This window comes from Rothia mucilaginosa (genome assembly GCF_901875305.1).
Taxonomy (GTDB): Bacteria; Actinomycetota; Actinomycetes; order Actinomycetales; family Micrococcaceae; genus Rothia.
This window is the reverse complement of the sequence record NZ_CABFLY010000004.1, coordinates 156,724-172,714: the sequence shown is the minus strand read 5'-3', so window position 1 is coordinate 172,714 and position 15,991 is coordinate 156,724. Positions and strand designations below refer to the sequence as shown.

At 61.8% G+C, this 15,991-nt stretch carries 14 protein-coding genes and 1 riboswitch; of the genes, 8 read left to right on the top strand and 6 right to left on the bottom strand.

Features of this window, described 5'->3' with window-relative positions:
• Nucleotides 1-66 precede the first annotated feature (66 nt).
• The 3 genes from JX292_RS06170 to JX292_RS06160 all read left to right on the top strand — a co-directional run bounded on the left by JX292_RS06170 (nucleotide 67) and on the right by JX292_RS06160 (nucleotide 4,497).
• Complete coding sequence (locus JX292_RS06170; RefSeq protein WP_204862625.1) at nucleotides 67-1,128, top strand: aliphatic sulfonate ABC transporter substrate-binding protein; 1,062 nt, start codon at nucleotides 67-69, stop codon at nucleotides 1,126-1,128.
• Nucleotides 1,128-1,955 (top strand): ABC transporter permease, encoded by an 828-nt coding sequence (locus tag JX292_RS06165; RefSeq protein ID WP_204862617.1) that lies wholly within the window; start codon nucleotides 1,128-1,130, stop codon nucleotides 1,953-1,955. Before JX292_RS06170 ends, JX292_RS06165 begins: the two co-directional genes overlap by 1 nt.
• Nucleotides 1,956-2,236: 281 nt before the next feature.
• A riboswitch (SAM riboswitch) is annotated at nucleotides 2,237-2,354 on the top strand.
• 4 nt (nucleotides 2,355-2,358) lie between these two features.
• Nucleotides 2,359-4,497 (top strand): AMP-binding protein, encoded by a 2,139-nt coding sequence (locus tag JX292_RS06160; RefSeq protein WP_204862615.1) that lies wholly within the window; start codon nucleotides 2,359-2,361, stop codon nucleotides 4,495-4,497.
• Between the two features lie 169 nt (nucleotides 4,498-4,666).
• On the opposite strand, the gene JX292_RS06155 is transcribed toward JX292_RS06160, so the two are convergent.
• Nucleotides 4,667-5,755 carry a C4-dicarboxylate ABC transporter substrate-binding protein gene (locus tag JX292_RS06155; RefSeq protein WP_204862612.1) on the bottom strand — a complete coding sequence of 363 codons (1,089 nt, stop codon included), beginning with the start codon at nucleotides 5,753-5,755 and terminating at the stop codon, nucleotides 4,667-4,669.
• Nucleotides 5,756-6,046: 291 nt separating this feature from the next.
• Between JX292_RS06155 and JX292_RS06150 the strand changes: the two genes are divergently transcribed.
• A complete protein-coding gene (locus JX292_RS06150) occupies nucleotides 6,047-6,919 on the top strand; it encodes a transcriptional initiation protein Tat (RefSeq protein WP_204862611.1) in 873 nt (290 codons plus the stop codon).
• Between the two features lie 97 nt (nucleotides 6,920-7,016).
• On the opposite strand, the gene JX292_RS06145 is transcribed toward JX292_RS06150, so the two are convergent.
• Both JX292_RS06145 and JX292_RS06140 read right to left on the bottom strand, forming a co-directional pair.
• A complete protein-coding gene (locus JX292_RS06145) occupies nucleotides 7,017-8,141 on the bottom strand; it encodes a zinc-dependent metalloprotease family protein (RefSeq protein ID WP_204862609.1) in 1,125 nt (374 codons plus the stop codon).
• Nucleotides 8,142-8,504: 363 nt separating this feature from the next.
• On the bottom strand, nucleotides 8,505-10,088 hold the full coding sequence (locus JX292_RS06140; protein WP_204862607.1) for a DHA2 family efflux MFS transporter permease subunit: 1,584 nt from the start codon (nucleotides 10,086-10,088) through the stop codon (nucleotides 8,505-8,507).
• A gap of 271 nt (nucleotides 10,089-10,359) precedes the next feature.
• Here JX292_RS06140 and JX292_RS06135 point away from each other — a divergent pair, with 271 nt between their 5' ends.
• Nucleotides 10,360-10,677: an acylphosphatase gene (locus tag JX292_RS06135; protein WP_204862599.1), complete on the top strand. Its 318-nt coding sequence runs from the start codon at nucleotides 10,360-10,362 to the stop codon at nucleotides 10,675-10,677.
• Nucleotides 10,678-10,760: 83 nt separating this feature from the next.
• Here the strand turns inward: JX292_RS06135 and JX292_RS06130 are convergent, their stop codons facing one another.
• Nucleotides 10,761-11,402 carry a GNAT family N-acetyltransferase gene (locus JX292_RS06130; protein ID WP_204862597.1) on the bottom strand — a complete coding sequence of 214 codons (642 nt, stop codon included), beginning with the start codon at nucleotides 11,400-11,402 and terminating at the stop codon, nucleotides 10,761-10,763.
• A gap of 180 nt (nucleotides 11,403-11,582) precedes the next feature.
• On the opposite strand from JX292_RS06130, the gene JX292_RS06125 reads away from it, so the two are divergent.
• The 3 genes from JX292_RS06125 (at nucleotide 11,583) to JX292_RS06115 (ending at nucleotide 13,418) form a co-directional block, all read left to right on the top strand.
• Nucleotides 11,583-12,164 carry a peroxiredoxin gene (locus JX292_RS06125; RefSeq protein ID WP_204862595.1) on the top strand — a complete coding sequence of 194 codons (582 nt, stop codon included), beginning with the start codon at nucleotides 11,583-11,585 and terminating at the stop codon, nucleotides 12,162-12,164.
• A gap of 3 nt (nucleotides 12,165-12,167) precedes the next feature.
• Complete coding sequence (locus tag JX292_RS06120; RefSeq protein WP_204862593.1) at nucleotides 12,168-12,698, top strand: carboxymuconolactone decarboxylase family protein; 531 nt, start codon at nucleotides 12,168-12,170, stop codon at nucleotides 12,696-12,698.
• Between the two features lie 279 nt (nucleotides 12,699-12,977).
• Nucleotides 12,978-13,418: a GNAT family N-acetyltransferase gene (locus JX292_RS06115; RefSeq protein ID WP_204862587.1), complete on the top strand. Its 441-nt coding sequence runs from the start codon at nucleotides 12,978-12,980 to the stop codon at nucleotides 13,416-13,418.
• 113 nt (nucleotides 13,419-13,531) lie between these two features.
• Here JX292_RS06115 and JX292_RS06110 read toward each other — a convergent pair whose 3' ends face one another.
• The gene (locus JX292_RS06110) at nucleotides 13,532-14,176 is read right to left on the bottom strand and encodes an L-alanine-DL-glutamate epimerase (protein ID WP_204862571.1); all 645 of its coding nucleotides are present in this window, start codon (nucleotides 14,174-14,176) and stop codon (nucleotides 13,532-13,534) included.
• 96 nt (nucleotides 14,177-14,272) lie between these two features.
• Nucleotides 14,273-15,568: a multidrug effflux MFS transporter gene (locus tag JX292_RS06105; protein WP_239653670.1), complete on the bottom strand. Its 1,296-nt coding sequence runs from the start codon at nucleotides 15,566-15,568 to the stop codon at nucleotides 14,273-14,275.
• Nucleotides 15,569-15,991: the final 423 nt, after the last annotated feature.

The window sequence follows — 15,991 nt, the reverse complement described above, 5'->3', positions numbered from 1 at the left end:
CTATACCCTGCGGGCCGCGCTCCTCATCTCATCACATCATCATCTTCAGAAGCGAAAAGAACCATCATGACTTTCTCCCCGTCCCGTCGTACCGCCCTCAAGTCCCTGGCCGCAGCCGCCGCCTTCGCAACCCTGCTCAGCGGTTGCGCCGGTGAAGGTTCTGGCTCCCCCAACGCCTCCGGTGCAGCCGGCGGCGGCAAGGACACCGTGACCATTGACTACGCCACCTACAACCCGCTCTCGCTGATTATCCGCAAGAAGGGCTGGCTCGAAACCGCCCTGTCCACCGAGGGCAAGAAGGTGGAGTGGGTCAAGTCGGCCGGCTCGAACAAGGCAAACGAGGCGCTGCGCAGCGGCAACATCGACGTCGGCTCCACCGCAGGCTCAGCGGCGCTACTGGCCCGTGCGAACGGTTCCCCCATCAAGGTCATCAGCCTCTACTCGCAGCCCGAGTGGTCGGCGCTCGTCACCCGCAAGAACTCGGGCATCACCAAGGTCACCGACCTGAAGGGTAAGAGCGTGGCCGTCACCAAGGGCACCGACCCCTACTTCCTGCTCCTGCAGGCCCTCAAGCAGGCCGGCGTTTCCGCCTCCGACGTGAACATTCAGAACCTGCAGCACGCCGACGGCCGCACCGCACTAGACAACGGCCAGGTCAACGCGTGGAGCGGCCTGGACCCGATTATGGCTGCTGCCGAGGTGGAGAGCGGCGACGTGCTCTTCTACCGCAATCTGGACTTCAACACCTACGGTTTCCTGAACGCCACCGAGAAGTTCATCCAGTCCAACCCGGCCGCCGCACAGATCATCGTGAACGTGTACGAGTACGCTCGTGCCTGGGCCAAGAAGAACCCCGAAGAGGCCGTGAAGATCGTGGAGGAGGAGTCCGGCATTAAGCACGAGACCGCCCAAGTCGTCATGGAGCGCACCCACCTGGACATCAACCCGGTTCCGGGCACTAAGCAGGTTGAGGTACTCAAGGGTGTGGGCCCGATTCTGGTCGAGTCCGGCGACGTCCCCTCCCAGTCCGACGTGGACAAGGCCCTGAACAGCATCGTGGACGATCAGTTCGCAAAGAAGGCTGACAGCGCCGCAGTCGAGAAGATCGCCAAGGCGGTGGATAAGTAATGAGCGCCGCAACCATTGCCTCCGCGCAGGAGAGCGCGGCTAAACTCCCGACGCCGAAGCTTCCCTCGAACCCCTTCGCGGGTAAGCAGTACTTGGGCCTGATTCTGCCCATCGCACTGATTGCGCTCTGGTATGTTCTGAGCACCAACGGCGTATTTACGCAGGTCCAGTTGCCTTCCCCCGACCGTGTGGTCAGCGCCGGTATTGAGCTGGCGCAACGCGGCGAGCTGGCCCGTCATATCGCGATTTCGACCCAGCGCGTGCTGATTGGCTTCGGCATCGGCGCGGTACTCGGCCTGGTACTCGGATCGCTGATTGGCTTGTCGGCCCCGGTGCGCGTGTTTGTTGCCCCGACCATCGGCGCTCTGCGCGCGGTCCCCTCGCTCGCGTGGGTCCCGTTGCTTCTGCTGTGGATTGGTATCGGCGAGAACTCGAAGGTGACCCTCGTGGCCATCGGTGCGTTCTTCCCCGTGTACACCACGGTTTCCGCCGCCCTTGCCCACGTGGACCCGAAGCTCGTGGAGATGGCTCGCGCCTTCGGCCTGAAGGGCCTGCGCCTGTTCACCACGGTTCAGCTTCCGGCGGTTCTGCCGGCCGTCATCTCGGGTCTGCGTCTGGCGCTGGCTCAGGCGTGGCTGTTCCTGGTCGCTGCCGAGCTGCTGGGCGCTTCCATGGGCCTGGGCTACCTGCTGACCGACTCGCAGAACAACGGCCGCACCGACCGCCTGCTACTCGCCATCGTGGCGCTGGCCATCCTGGGCAAGATTACCGACGCCCTCGTCGGCCTGTTTGAGCGCTGGGTTAAGGCAAAGTATCCCAGCAACTAGCGCCACCGGCACTAGCGCACAGCTAAACACAACGCTCAGCACGCGCCTGAGCCTTCAGGAGAGATGTCCGCGCGTCAGTCATTGCGACGCGCCGGAAAAAGAAGTCGGCGGGGAGACCTGTCGCCTACTGAATGATGATGATGTGCCCCGTCCCGCGCCCCACAGTAGTGAGCGCGGGGCGGGGTTCTTAATATGTCGTTATATTACGAAGCGCTACACAGTGTGCCTTTTATGACGGGAACCTTTGCATCAGGCCCCGCGGCGCGCTTTACTAAGAAGGCAAACCATCCAGAGCGACCGAGAGACCTGGCTCCATGACGTCGCAGCAACCCCCTCGCGCATCCGCACACACAAGTAGGCAGCGCGAGCAAGGGTGCTAATGCCAGCAACCGATGGGAGAGATATGGGACTGCCCACCCCCTTTTCATTCACCGACCCACTGAACCCCACCCCGAACCCCGCACTCGAATCTGACGAGGCGCGCGTAGCGTTCTGGGAGAAGCAGGCACAGCGCCTCACCTGGGCTGAGCCCTGGCACACCGCGCACCGCTTCGAGAAGCCGAAGTCCCTCGGCTTCGACGAAGAAGGCATCGAACAGTTCACGATTCCTGAGATTAAGTGGTTCGAGGGCGGTAAGCTCAACGTCACCTACAACTGCGTGGACCGCCACGTGGAGGCCGGCCGCGGCGACAAGGTCGCCCTCTACTTCGAGGGTGAGCCCGGCGACCGTGAGGCCATCACCTACGCAGAGTTGCAGCGTCGTATTGCGAAGGCAGCGAACGGTCTGCTGTCTCTGGGCGTGCGTAAGGGTGACCGCGTGGTCATCTACCTGCCCGTCATCCCCGAAACCATTATTTTCACTCTGGCCTGCGCGCGTATTGGTGCGATTCACTCCCTCGTGTTTGGCGGTTTCTCCGCCGAGGCGCTGAAGTTCCGTGTTGAGGACACCGGCGCGAAGGTACTCGTCACCACCGACGGTCAGAACCGCCGCGGCAAGGTCGTTCCCGTGAAGGTCAACGCCGACGAGGCATGCTCCGGTGAGAACAACATCGAGCACGTCATCGTGGTGGACCGCACCAGCGCCTCCGATCCGGTAGCGCACGCAGCTGTGCCGTGGACTGAAGGCCGCGACGTCTGGTACCACGACCTGGTGGATGACCAGCCGGACACCCACGCCTACGAACTGCACGACGCCGAGGATCCGCTGTTCATTATCTACACCTCCGGCACGACCGGTAAGCCCAAGGGCCTGGTGCACACGATGGCTGGATACCTGGTGCAGACCGCGTACACTCACGCGCTACTGTACGATCTGCTGCCGGATTACGTGGACGAGAACGGCGTGTTGCGCCCCGACGAGCTGTCGGCTGTCAACGACCCCGAGAAGGTAGAATCCACCGTCCACTGGTGCACCGCCGACCTCGCCTGGGTTACCGCGCACACCTACGAAATCTACGGTCCGCTGGTCAACGGCGTGTCCGAGGTGATTTACGAGGGTACCCCGAACACCCCGCACTACGGTCGCCACTTCGAGGTCATCGAACGCTACGGCGTGACCAACTACTACACCGCGCCGACCTTGATTCGCTCCCTCATGGGTGCGTTCCCGAACGGCCCGGAGCCCGGCAAGTACGACTTCTCGACCGTGCGCCTGCTCGGTTCGGTGGGTGAGTCCATCAACCCGGAGGCGTGGCGTTGGCTGCGCGAGCACGTGGGTGGTGGCACCGCATCCTTCATCGACACCTGGTGGCAGTCCGAGACCGGTTCGACCGTGTGCTCCCCGCGCCCGCACGACCCGGCCTTCGCCCCCGCCGGCACCTACCCGGAGGGCACCCCGCACTGCACTCCCCTGCCCGGTTGCGCTACCCGCGCCGTTCCGGGTGTGTCCACCCGCGTGGTGGATGAGCACGGCGACCCGGTGGAGCCGGGTAAGCAGGGCTTCATCGTGGTCGATAAGATTGGCCCCTCCATGGCCCGCACCGTGTGGAAGAACCCGCAGCGATTCCTGGACTCCTACTGGCGCCACTACGGCGAGCGCGGCTGGTTCCTGGCCGGTGACGGTGCGAAGGAAGACGAGGAAGGTAACGTGTACATCCTCGGCCGTATTGATGACGTGATTAACATTTCGGGTCACCGCCTGTCCACGATTGAAATTGAGTCGGCTCTGGTGACTCACCCGGCCGTGGTGGAGGCTGGCGTCTGCCCCGTGGAGGACGATCTGACCGGTCACCAGGCGGTCGCCTACGTGACGCTCACCGACGAGGGTAAGGCCCTGACCGAGGACGAGCTGAAGGCGGCCTTGACCGCGCACGTGCGTGAGCACATCGGCCCGATTGCTAAGCCCAAGGATGTTGTGGCGGTTGCCGATATCCCGAAGACCCGTTCGGGTAAGATTACTCGCCGTCTGCTGGGTGAGCTGTACCAGGGCCGCCCCCTGGGTGATGTTTCCTCGCTGCAGAACGAGGAGGCGCTGGGCCACATCGCGCAGGTGCTGGTGGAAACCGGCCGCGTGAAGAAGGATGAGGAGCGCGAGGCGGCTTAGTCTCCTCCCCTCCCTCGGGGCACCCCTCGGCGTGCTTGTTGGTGCGCTCCGGTGCAGCCCCGGCGTAGGGGTCGCTATGCATCACAAAGGTGCGGATGCCGAATGATGATTCGGTATCCGCACCTTGTTGTTTAACGGTACTGATAAGGCCTTTTGCCCCGGAAGCTGCCTAGTTAATCAGGCCCAGGGAGCGGGCGTACTCGGCGGTAATGCCGCTCGGCTCAATACGCTGGGGACCCTTCTCACGCTCCGGATGCGCGGTCGCCTGGAAGCGAATCATCTTCAGGTCGTTTGCCGCACCCAGGTTCGAGATCATGCCGTCACCGTTCAGGTCCACGGACACCGGCTCGGTATCGATCTTGCCGTTACCATTGAAGTCGATGGGGCCGTCGGCGGGCTTGCCCTTATAGAGCATCCCGGCGGCACGGGGGCCGAAGCCGCGTGCCTCGTAGAGCTTCGCCTCGTTCAACATGCGGTACTCGGCGGTGGAGTAGCCAAAGTAGCGGCTACCGTCGGCCATAGGCACGCCGGTGAGGGTGTACTGGTAGTTCATGACGCTCAGGTAGTTGGGCTTGTAGTTGATTTCGTCCCAGCCGCCGTGGCTCAGCGCCAGGTTGTGGCCGAGCTCGTGCACGAATACGGCCACGCGGATGTCGCTGCTTGCTTTACCCCAGAAGTGCGGGCCGACGGTGACCATGAGGTTGCGGCCTCCAAAGTTAGCGATGCCGGAGGAGGTGCTGTTGTCGTAGTAGTCGCCCCAGATGACGTAGTGGAAGGTGCCTTCGCGGGCGGGGTTGAACTTGCCCTCGGAGGCCTTGATCCGGTTAAGTGCCTTGAATTCGCTGTCGAGTGCCTGGTGGCTGATTTCATTACCGCCGCCGAGGTTGTACTTGGCGCTGCGGGCGCTACCGGCGTCCAGGTGAATGTTCACGCCGGCGCTACCATCGGGGTTACGCATGGGCAGGTCGGCGTAAATCTTAGTGATGCGGTCCAGTTCCTCTTCGCTGGGGAGCAGGCCGGGCATGTAGTCCATCTCAACGAAGATGTCCTTGTGGTTGGGGTCGGCGCCCATTGCGGGGAAGTCGACGTCAATCTTGCCGTCGCCGTCGGCATCGTAGCCCTTCATCTCCCAGGTGTTGGGGATGCCGTCACCGTCGATGTCGGGGTTGTAGGCGTTGGCTGCCGGGGCGGCGACCGCGCCCAGGCAGAGGACCGCCAGGGAGGCAAACGCGAGACGCGCGCGCTTCAGAGAGGCCATAAATCTGTCCTTTAACGTGATGGTGTGAGGATGCGATACCCGTGACGGGCACGCGGAGGTGGGCGGCAGTGTTCTTAGGTGTTCACGCCCGGGATGGGCTGTGCGTTGTTCTGCAAGGCTGGCGGGGTGCCTTTGGGCTGTGTCGCGTCACTTCATGAGCTTTAGCAAGAGCTTGCAGAAAACCTGCTTTAAAGTTGAGACAATTTTGAAGATGAGCTGAATTACACTACAGTATCAGTAATTCGCCCCACGCGCATCACCGTATTCACCAGTGAAAGAAAGAAAGATTACATGTCTCAACAGCCGACCAGTTACAGCACCCCCACTTCCGGCAAGCGTGGCGTAAACCGCCGCTCCCTCATCAAGGGTGCTCTCTGGAGCGCACCTGTCGTCGCTACCGCCGCGACCGTACCCGCCTACGCGGCCTCCACCGACGTACCGGAAACCCCGACCCTGCAGTTCGGTGTCTTCACCCAGGCCTTCAACTCCAACCCCTCCAATAACTTCGATACCCGCTACGGCCTAGACTCCTACACCGTGCAGGTGCCTAACAAGACTGCAACCTCCACGAGCCCGCAGAGCGCCGGCGGCGGCACTTTCACCCCCGGCGGTAGCGTCGGTGCGGGCCTGTACGGTGGTGCCGGCCTGTGGATTTCTGCCCCCATCAACTCCAAGGGCGAGTTCCAGGGCAGCACCTGGCTGTACGGCTCCGCGCACCTGCAGGTGACCTTCGAATTCACCTTCCCCACTGCTGAGGACGTCACCGCCCCGCTGCTGTGGGACCCCGACAACGACACTGAGGTAGCTGAGCTGGCCAAGAGCGAGGGCGGCGCCAAGACCAACAACCCGGCAGTGAGCGCCTTCAACGGTGTGGCCTACACGGCGAAGTTCTACGAGCCGGTCATTGAGGGCAACACCTGGACCGGTGTGCTGGATATCCGCACCGCGGACTTCCTGACCGCAACCGCTAACGGCCCCGTGCACTACGCACAGGTGCTGGCATCGCAGGTTCCGGTGTACTTCACCGAGGTGACCTCAACGTACACTCTGACCACGACCGCTCAGATCACCAGCGGCACCGTCGCAATGCAGCTGACCGACACCGGCGAGTACACCTACCAGGACCTGGCGGGCGCGAGCGCCTCCGCGACCATTACCCGCTAACGCGGCCGCCGCAGCAAGCAGAAAGGGGCCCGGCATCCGTAACGGATGCCGGGCCCCCCTTTGTTTTAGCGGGTTTTTAGCGGGTAGCGGCTACAGGCTAATCCTTAGCCGGGACCATACCCTGCGAACGAGCAAAATCGGCAGTCATCTTGTTCTGAGCAATAGCAGCCGACAGGTGCTTCTCAGAACGGTACACGCCGCCCTGCGCTTCCACGCCCTCAGCCTGCAGCTTCAGGGTTGCCAGGTCGTTCGGGGCGGTCAGCTCGGTCAGCTGGCCGTCACCGTTCAGGTCGACCGATACCGGCTCGTCATCAATCTTGCCGTTGCCGTTGAAGTCGATACCCTCCCAGGCGGGCTTGCGGAAGTACAGCCAGCCGTAAGCGTTACGACCAAAGCCGGCGCGCTCATCCAGCTTGTTCTCGTCCAGGGTCTTGTAGGCGCGGGTCGAGTAGCTGAAGTGCAGCTCACCGCTGGCGCGGCGCACACCGTAAATCTGGTAGCTGTAGTTCATGACGCTCTGGTAGTTCGGCTTATCGTTCACGTCATCAGTACCGCCGTGGCCCAGGCCCAGGTTGTGGCCAAGCTCGTGAATGAAGGTACCTACGCGCACGTCGGAGGTTGCCGACTTACCCCAGAAGCGCGGGCCCACGGTCACGACGAAGCCGCGGCCGCCCACGTAGCCCAGACCGGAGGAGCCGGAGTCGTCGTATGCGTCACCCCAGATCATGTAGTGGAAGACGCTTTCACGGTTCGGGTCCATGTTCTTCGAGCGGATTTCAGCCCACTTGGTCATGGTGTTGTCGAGCTGTTCGTGCGCCACCTCGTTACCGCCGCCAAGATTGTACTTGGCGCTGCGGGCGCTACCGGCGTCCAGGTGAATGTTGATGCCGGTGGTGCCGTTGGGGTTGCGAACGGGCAGCTGCGCGAAGGATTCGGTGATGCGGTCAAGCTCATCCTCGCTGGCGAGCAGGCCGGGCATGTAGTCCATCTCAACGAAGATATCCTTCTTCAGCGGATTGGCGCCCATGCCGGGGAAGTCGACGTCAATCTTTCCGTCGCCGTCGGCATCGTAGCCCTTCATCTCCCAGGTGTTGGGGATGCCGTCACCGTCAATGTCGGGGTTGTAGGCGTTAGCCGCGGGTGCCGCAACCGTGCCGAGCATCAGCAGAGCCGCTGAGGCGAGCGCGGTACGCACTACGCGTGTTGAGGTCAGAAAAGACATGGAATCTCTCTTCGTATCTTGACCACGCGGGAGGTTGCATCATCTGAGGTTGCGCACGGTATGGGTCGTACGGGTCCGGTTCTAGGGTGAGTAGAAGTATCAGGCGGCTACCGCGTGGTTCAGTGGTCATATGTGTGTCGCTGCCGCCAGCATGTAACCGGTGTACCGCAAGTGAGTACGGCATTTAAAAGACAGCGGGTCACTGCCGAACCCTCCGGTGGAGGCAAAGGAACCGTTCGTGGCTCCCTTCTGTTCGACGGTGACCCGCTTCATCATACACAGAGTGCATCTAGTTTGTCCCGGCATTCGCACCGTATCTCAAGTTATGCACCGTTTATAACGTAAAAGCGCTCTGATAAGCCTCTATTTAGTGTTTTCTGACTCAGGCTCTGACTCAGGGTTCTGTGCGGCAGCCTTCGCCTCGGAGGTCTTCTTGGAGGCATAGAACAGGCACACGACCGCGCCCGCAGCGGCCGCGACCAGGGGAAGCATCATGGAATCAGCCATTGCCGCCGCATAGGGTTCGCGCAGAATCTGCGGAAGCACGCCTCCAGCAGCGCCGTCGTGAGAACCACCGCCCGCTGCGGCTGCAGGACCCAACGCGGACAGGTGCGAGGTAATCGCAGACGCCATAATCGTGGTAATCGCAGCCGAACCGAGCACCGACGCCATCTGGCGGGTCTCGTTGTACACACCCGAACCGGCACCGGCACGCTGCGGCGGCAGGTTACGGGTCGCCGACACCGACAGCGGACCCCAGATGCAGGAGTTCGCCGCACCCAGAATAATCATCGGGCCAACCATCAGCCACAGGTTGCCGTCCGCAACCATCGTCGGGCGCAGCAGAGCAAAACCAACAACCATCAGCGTAAAACCAATTACCGCAATCCACTTCGGGTCGTTACGGTTCAGACGCGCACCCACCACCGGCGCCAACGCGCCCGAGAACAACGCCATCGGGGCGGTTATCAGCGCAGCCTGGGTCGGGTCCAGGCCCTCCACCTGCTGCAGGTACAGGGTCAGCGGGAACGCCATACTGATAGCGACCACGCCCATAGCCGAAATAGCCACATTCGATACGGAGAAGTTACGGTCACTGAACAGGCTCAGCGGAACCAGCGGCTCACGCGGGTTAATAGCCTGCCAACCGATGAACAGGCCCAGCACCAGAATGCCGGCAATAATCAGGCCCCACACGCTCACCGGAACACCGGTGCCCAGGAACGAATCGGTCATGGTACCCCAGTCGTAGCTAGCGCCTTCCTGAATGCCGAAGACCAGCAGGAACAGGCCGACCGCCGACAGCACCACGCCCAACCAGTCGAAGCTGTGCTTCTTCTGCTCAAACACCGGCACATTACGCCACGCCAAGAACAGGCCGACCAGGCCAACCGGAATGTTGATGAAGAAAATCCAGCCCCAGCTGAGGGTATCCACCAGCACGCCACCCAGAATCGGGCCAACCAGCGAGGCGACACCCGCAGTCGCGCCCCAAATACTCATCGCAACACCGCGCGCATTCGGCGGGAACATGAGCGTAATCAGAGACATGGTCTGCGGGGTCATCAGCGATGCGCCCAGGCCCTGCACCACGCGGGCAGTAATCAGCGACTCAACATTCGGCGACAGACCACACCACAGGGAGGCAAACGTAAAAATGCCCATACCAATCATGTACAGGTTCTTCTGACCGAAGCGGTCACCCATACGGCCGGTAATGAGCAGCGGCACCGCATACGCCAGCAGGTAGGCACTCGTCACCCACATACCCGCCGACAGGGATGCATCCAGATCCTGCAGCATATGCGGCAGGGCAATGGTGACAATATTGCCATCCACCAGGATCATGAAGAAGCCAACGACCAGGGACCAGAGAGCGGGCCAGGGCTTGTAGGGTGTCTTCGCCGGGTTACCGACGAGAGGCGCTTTCTTAGGGCGTGAACTCAATGATCCTCCAGCGGATGAGTGTTGCGGGTACATGTCTGCGTGTTCAGCGTGGCCGCTGATAAATATCACCCCATCTTACTCCCCTTATCGGCGCGGCCCCGGTTGCTCCACCCTAATCAGCGCTCATCAGCGGCTTACCGGCACCCGTGTGCGGCAACCCGGCAATAAGCAGCACACCGCACCCACTAGACTGAAGCTATAGAAGCTTATCGGGGCGCTAGCACCGGCGCCCCATCAGAACATCCTCAACGAGACGACCACGGGAGGACCCATGGGTTTCTTTGACTTCTTCACCGACCGCACCCCGGCTGAGCCCGCCGAAATCCGCCTCGTCGCCCATGTGCGCGGCAAAGTGCAGGGCGTGGGCTTCCGCTGGTGGTGTGCCGGTACCGCCAAGCCGCTAGGTTTGACCGGGTACGCCGAAAACCTCGATGACGGGCGCGTGAAGGTGATTGCGGAGGGGACGGCCGCCTCCTGCGCTCGCTTGGTGGATATTCTGCGCGGCGGCGACACCGCGGGCCGGGTTGACGAGGTGCTTGTGGAGTGGGAGGAGCCGTCCGGTTCGTTCCGCGGCTTCGGCATCAGGTAGCCTCCCGATTCTGCGTGTAGGGCGCGTCGGGTACTGTTCTCGCTACGAGGAGGCACCCGACGCGCCCCTATGCTGTGCACGAGCTAGCCCAGCGGGTCCGTCCAGAGCGCCGCGAATTGCGTGCGGGTCATATCGGCGCGGCGTACCCGGTGCTGCACCGGGTGGCCGTTCTCGTCGGGGCGGCCGGAGCTCGGGTCAATATCGTCATAGATACCGGTGAAACCCGCTTTAACCGCCACTCGTTCGGATGCCTCGTTACCCGCCAGGGCGGTCCAGCGGACGGTCTCAAGGCCCAGCCCGAGCGGGTCAAAAGCGTAGCCGAGGACGGCTCGTAGCGCCTCAGTCATGTAGCCCTTTCCGCGCGCCTGCGGGGCGGTGTAATAGCCCAGTTTGGCGCGAGTTCCGGGGCTTTCGGGGGTGCCGTCGGGCAGGCGCAGTTCGATACTCCCGGCGAACACGCCGGAGGCGTCAATCGCCCAACGCTGAATCTGCCCGGCGGCGATTTGGCGGGCAGTAGTAAGTAGGGAGTCCTCGGCGTCGGCGCGCGTGTAGTTCAGCGGTACGCGGGTGTAGCGAATCATTTGCGGGTCGCGGCAGGATTCCACAATGTCGGGGATATCCGCCTCGCGCAGGTGGCGCAGGGTGAGGCGTTCGGTAATGAGTTCGGGCTGGTTAGGGTTTTCGTCCTGTTCGGTGTGGCTGGGAGTGGCCGGGTGAAAGTTCATGGTTTCACCTTACACCACCTTCACCGGTGAGCTAAATCATAGTTTTGGGTACATGTTTAGGGTTGATTATTATGAGTAATTCATAATAATATAGAGATAAGCCCGGGTTCCCGGGCAGCGCACTGAAAAACGTCACGCGCAGTGCACACACCCGCGCGACACAAGAGAAAGAAGAACACCATGGCAGTTCTGACCATCGGCGACCAGTTCCCCGCATACGAGCTCACCGGCGTTGTCCCCGGCAAGCTCGCTGACATCGAAGCAACCAAGCCCGAAGACTACTTCACCACCGTCTCCTCCGAAGGTCTGGACGAGGACACCTGGCGCGTCGTCTTCTTCTGGCCGAAGGACTTCACCTTCGTTTGCCCCACCGAGATTGCAGCATTCGGTAAGCTGGCTGACGAGTTCGAGGCACGCGACTGCCAGGTCATCGGCGTTTCCGTCGACAACGAGTACACCCACTACGCATGGCGCCGCTCCCACGAAGAGCTCGTGGACCTGCCCATCGTCATGGCATCCGACCTCAAGCGTGAGCTGGTTAGCGCACTGGGCATCCTGAACAAGGACGGCGTTGCAGACCGCGCAACCTTCATCATCGACCCCCACAACACCATCCAGTCGGTCTCCATTACCGCTGACTCCGTCGGCCGTAACACCGACGAGGTGCTCCGCCAGCTGGACGCACTGCAGTCCGACGAGCTGTGCGCATGCAACTGGAAGAAGGGTGCAGCAACCATCGACGCATTCAAGGAGATGAAGTAATAAATGAGCATCGATAACCTGCGTTCGGCTCTGCCTTCCTACGCGAAGGACATGAACCTCAACCTGTCCTCCCTGCCCCGCATTAGCTCTCTCACCGAGCAGCAGCTTTGGGGCGCAATCCTCGCAACCGCAGCAGCAACCAAGGTTGACTCTGTTGTTGTTGAGATTGCTGCAGAGGCTAAGGAGCACCTGAGCGACACCGCTTACGAGGCTGCTCTGGGCGCTGCATCCATCATGGGCATGAACAACATCTTCTACCGCACCCGTGGCTTCCTGAACGGTGCATACGATGACCAGCGCGCAAACCTGCGTATGCAGATCATCGGTAAGAACGGTGGCATTGAGAAGCTGGACTTCGAGATGTACGCACTGGCAGTGTCCGCAGTCAACGGCTGCTCCCACTGCGTTGAGGCTCACGAGCACACCCTGCGCGAAGAGGGCGCAACCAAGGAGCAGGTCAACGACCTGATTCGCGTTGCTGCAACCCTCGGCGGCGTGGCACAGGGCATTCAGCTGGCTGAGGCACTGGGCTAAAACCCGCCACCTCAGCAGCCAGATTCGGTACATCGAACCCGGCGCACTAAGACGAGGTACGCGGTAGCGCGGCACTGGGTAAAGCACACACAGGGCTCGGTGACGCCCCCGTGCCGTCTTGGTGACGCATCCATAGCGATGCAGGAGAGATGAGAAGCGGCGCATCCACCCCGTCACGGGTCGGATGCGCCGCTTCGTTTATACTCCAAGCTCCGTTGTGACCAATAAACGCACTCTGCGGCAGATATATGTCCTCCCCCGGCGCTATACAATGCCTGTATGCGGTACTGTATTTTAGACTCCAGCAACCCCTACCCCAGCACGGAAGAACTTACCGAGCTCTACGACGCTGTAGGCTGGAGCGCATATACCAAAACACCCGAACGTCTCCTCCCCATGTTGGAAGGTTCACGGTATCTCTACACCGCACGGGAGGTGATACCGCAAGGAACAGGGCGACTCGTCGGGCTAGTACGCGCAGTCGGGGACGGACAATCTGTCGCCTACATTCAGGACCTCCTAGTACATCCGCAGGCTCAGCGTCAGGGCATTGGTTCTGCGCTTCTAAAGCGTGTCATTGAGGACTTTGACCGAGAAGACATTCGACAGCGACTTATTACTACCGACATCGGTAACGAACACGCCGTTGCGCTCTACAAATGCTACGGTTACGCCCCCGTAGAGGTAGCAGGATGCATCACCCTTGCATGCTATCGATAAGGCAATATCTCATACGGCTCGACTCGTTCAAGTAAGCGTTAGAGCTTGAAACAAAGCGGCGCATCCACCCCATCACGGGTCGGATGCGCCGCTTTGTTTTAGCTGCTTTTGTTTCAGCTGGTCGACGAGTCCGCTCGCAGGGCGGCGTCCCAGCCGCTCGCCAGGCGCGTCGCCGCGGCCACCAGAGCCGCCAAATCCTCGGCGTACACCGGGGTCGAGCGCACGCCCGCACACCAGTCAATCGTGCCCAAACCCAGCCAGGGCTTACCGGGGAAGAACTCGCGCCGCAGCGCCACGCGACGCTTACCCAGGGCGCGGCGACCCGGCACGTACCCGCCGCGGCTGACGAACAGCATCTCGCAGCCCTCGGACTCCACCAGCGCCTCCAGGGCCCTCAGCGCAGGAACCCAGCTCGGCTCCCCCACGCTCGCCAGGTCAGCCAGTTCGGGATACTCGCTCTCATGCTCCGCCACGCTCACGCCCAGGATGTACTGGTAGCGCACCTGCCCGAGCTCCTGCGGCAGGCCGCGGTCGGCGGTCTGAATCGTACCGCACAGGTGCCGAACGACCGGCTCACATTCGGCGTTCACGCCGGCCAGGGGTTCGCCGTCCCGGTAGATTGCGGGGCCGTCCAGGTAGAGCCCCACCGCGCCGGTACCCGTGATGTTGGGGCGCACCGACCAGCCGGGAAGCGCCTCCTCCAGGCGGGGCACCACGCCCCGCAGGATTTCGAAAACTTCGTCACGCGATACCGTCACGGCGGCTCCTTTCACCTTACATTCCTTCTTGCACCATACACGTGTGGCCCGGACCGAGTCCGGGCCACACGCCTCTAGTATTCGTCTAGACCCAGCTTAGCGAGCGCTCCGCTTACGGGAGGGTAGCCACACCATGAGCGCCGACAGCGCCGCACCGGAAAACATCATGATCGCCATAGACTCCACCACATTCAGGGGGCTCAACGCCAACAGCAGCGAAGAAATGATGCCGCTACCGTACTGGAAGGAACCCAGCAACGCCGCAGCCGTACCGGCGATAGCGGGCTCCACCGAGTTCAAAGCTGCCGCGTTCGTGCAGGCCGCCACCACGCCATTCATACCGAACACGAAGAACACCGTAACCACCACACCCCACAGGCCACCTACACCGGTTACAGCGGTAGCAACAAGCGCTACACCCGCCACAGTGGCCACCAAGGTGGCAACCTTGAGGATACCGCGCAGACTGTAGTTCTTCACCCACCGCTTGTTGAAAGCGGTCAAGCTCATCAAACCCACCATATTCAGGCCAAACAGCACGCCGTAGTAGCGCGGGTCCACACCGAAATGGGCGATATACGAGGAGGCCGAATTCGTCACGAAGGCGTAAATCGCAATGTAGTAGAAATACACGCACAGCACGTAACGCATGAACGGGCCGTTCTTAAAGAGCACCGGGTAGTTCACGAACGCTGAAAAAATTGAGCCGCTATCACGCTTCGCCGGAGGCAGGGACTCTGGCAGGAGCAGAATCAGCCCGAAAATAATGAGCGCAACGGCGGCAATAGTCCAGAAGGTCCAGCGCCAACCACCGGCCACCACCAGGAAACCACCCATGAGCGGGCCAAGAATCGGGGCGAGCGCCATAATCAGCATAAGCGTGGAGAGCACCTGAGCGGCACGCGTCCCCTCGTAGAGGTCACGCACAATGGCGCGGGCCAGCATCGGGCCGGTGCAGGCGCCTACGGCCTGCAGAACGCGGGTGGCGATAAGTTCCGGCATGGTGTCAGCAACAGCGCACCAGGCAGAACCCAGCGCGAATACAATCATGCCCGCAGCCAGCGGAATCTTACGGCCCACGCGGTCGCTCACCGGGCCCAGAATCAGCTGAGCCAGCGCGAAACCCAACAGGAAGCTGGTAATCATGAGTTCTTCGCCGGAACCAAGTTCCGCAGTGATTTCGGGAACGCCCGGCAGGAAAATATCCGTTGCGAGGGCCGTGCAGGCCATGAGAGCGCTGAGCGTAATGTACAGCAGAAGGGTGCGTTTCGCCCCGTAGTTATCGGGGTGGACCATGTGAGGCTCTGCTACGCCCCGAGAGGTTGAGTGAGAAGTGGACGAGGCGGTGGATGCGTCAGCAACCGTCTCAGAATTCGTTAGAGATGAGGCCATATGTCCTTAATTCTTGAGGCGCGAGGAGGCCCGCGTCTCAGCGATACTGTATGAGGTTATATCTGTGTGTTACCGCCCGTAGCCCTCACGGCGGGGTCATTCCCCTGTAAGAGGGCATAGAAAAGCCCGCGGGCGGATAGAACGGGCGGTTAACCAGTGTACGCCCGGGTGAGCCCCGCACGAAAATGAGGCAGCCGCCCGGTGCAGCACATGAGGTTCCGGGGTTGAGGTCCGCTCCCCGGTTCAACCCGCGCTCAACTAGGAGCGTTGCCGAGCCCGGGGCTACAATGAATCGGTGCTATGACGCCAACGCCCCCGAGCGCGCAGGTCAGCACAGCCGGATGCGGTGATAGCGTCGTCACCCGACCGCCCACCGTGCATGCCTCACCCCGCGGGCCCCGTTATGCCCGCAGGCACTGAGCA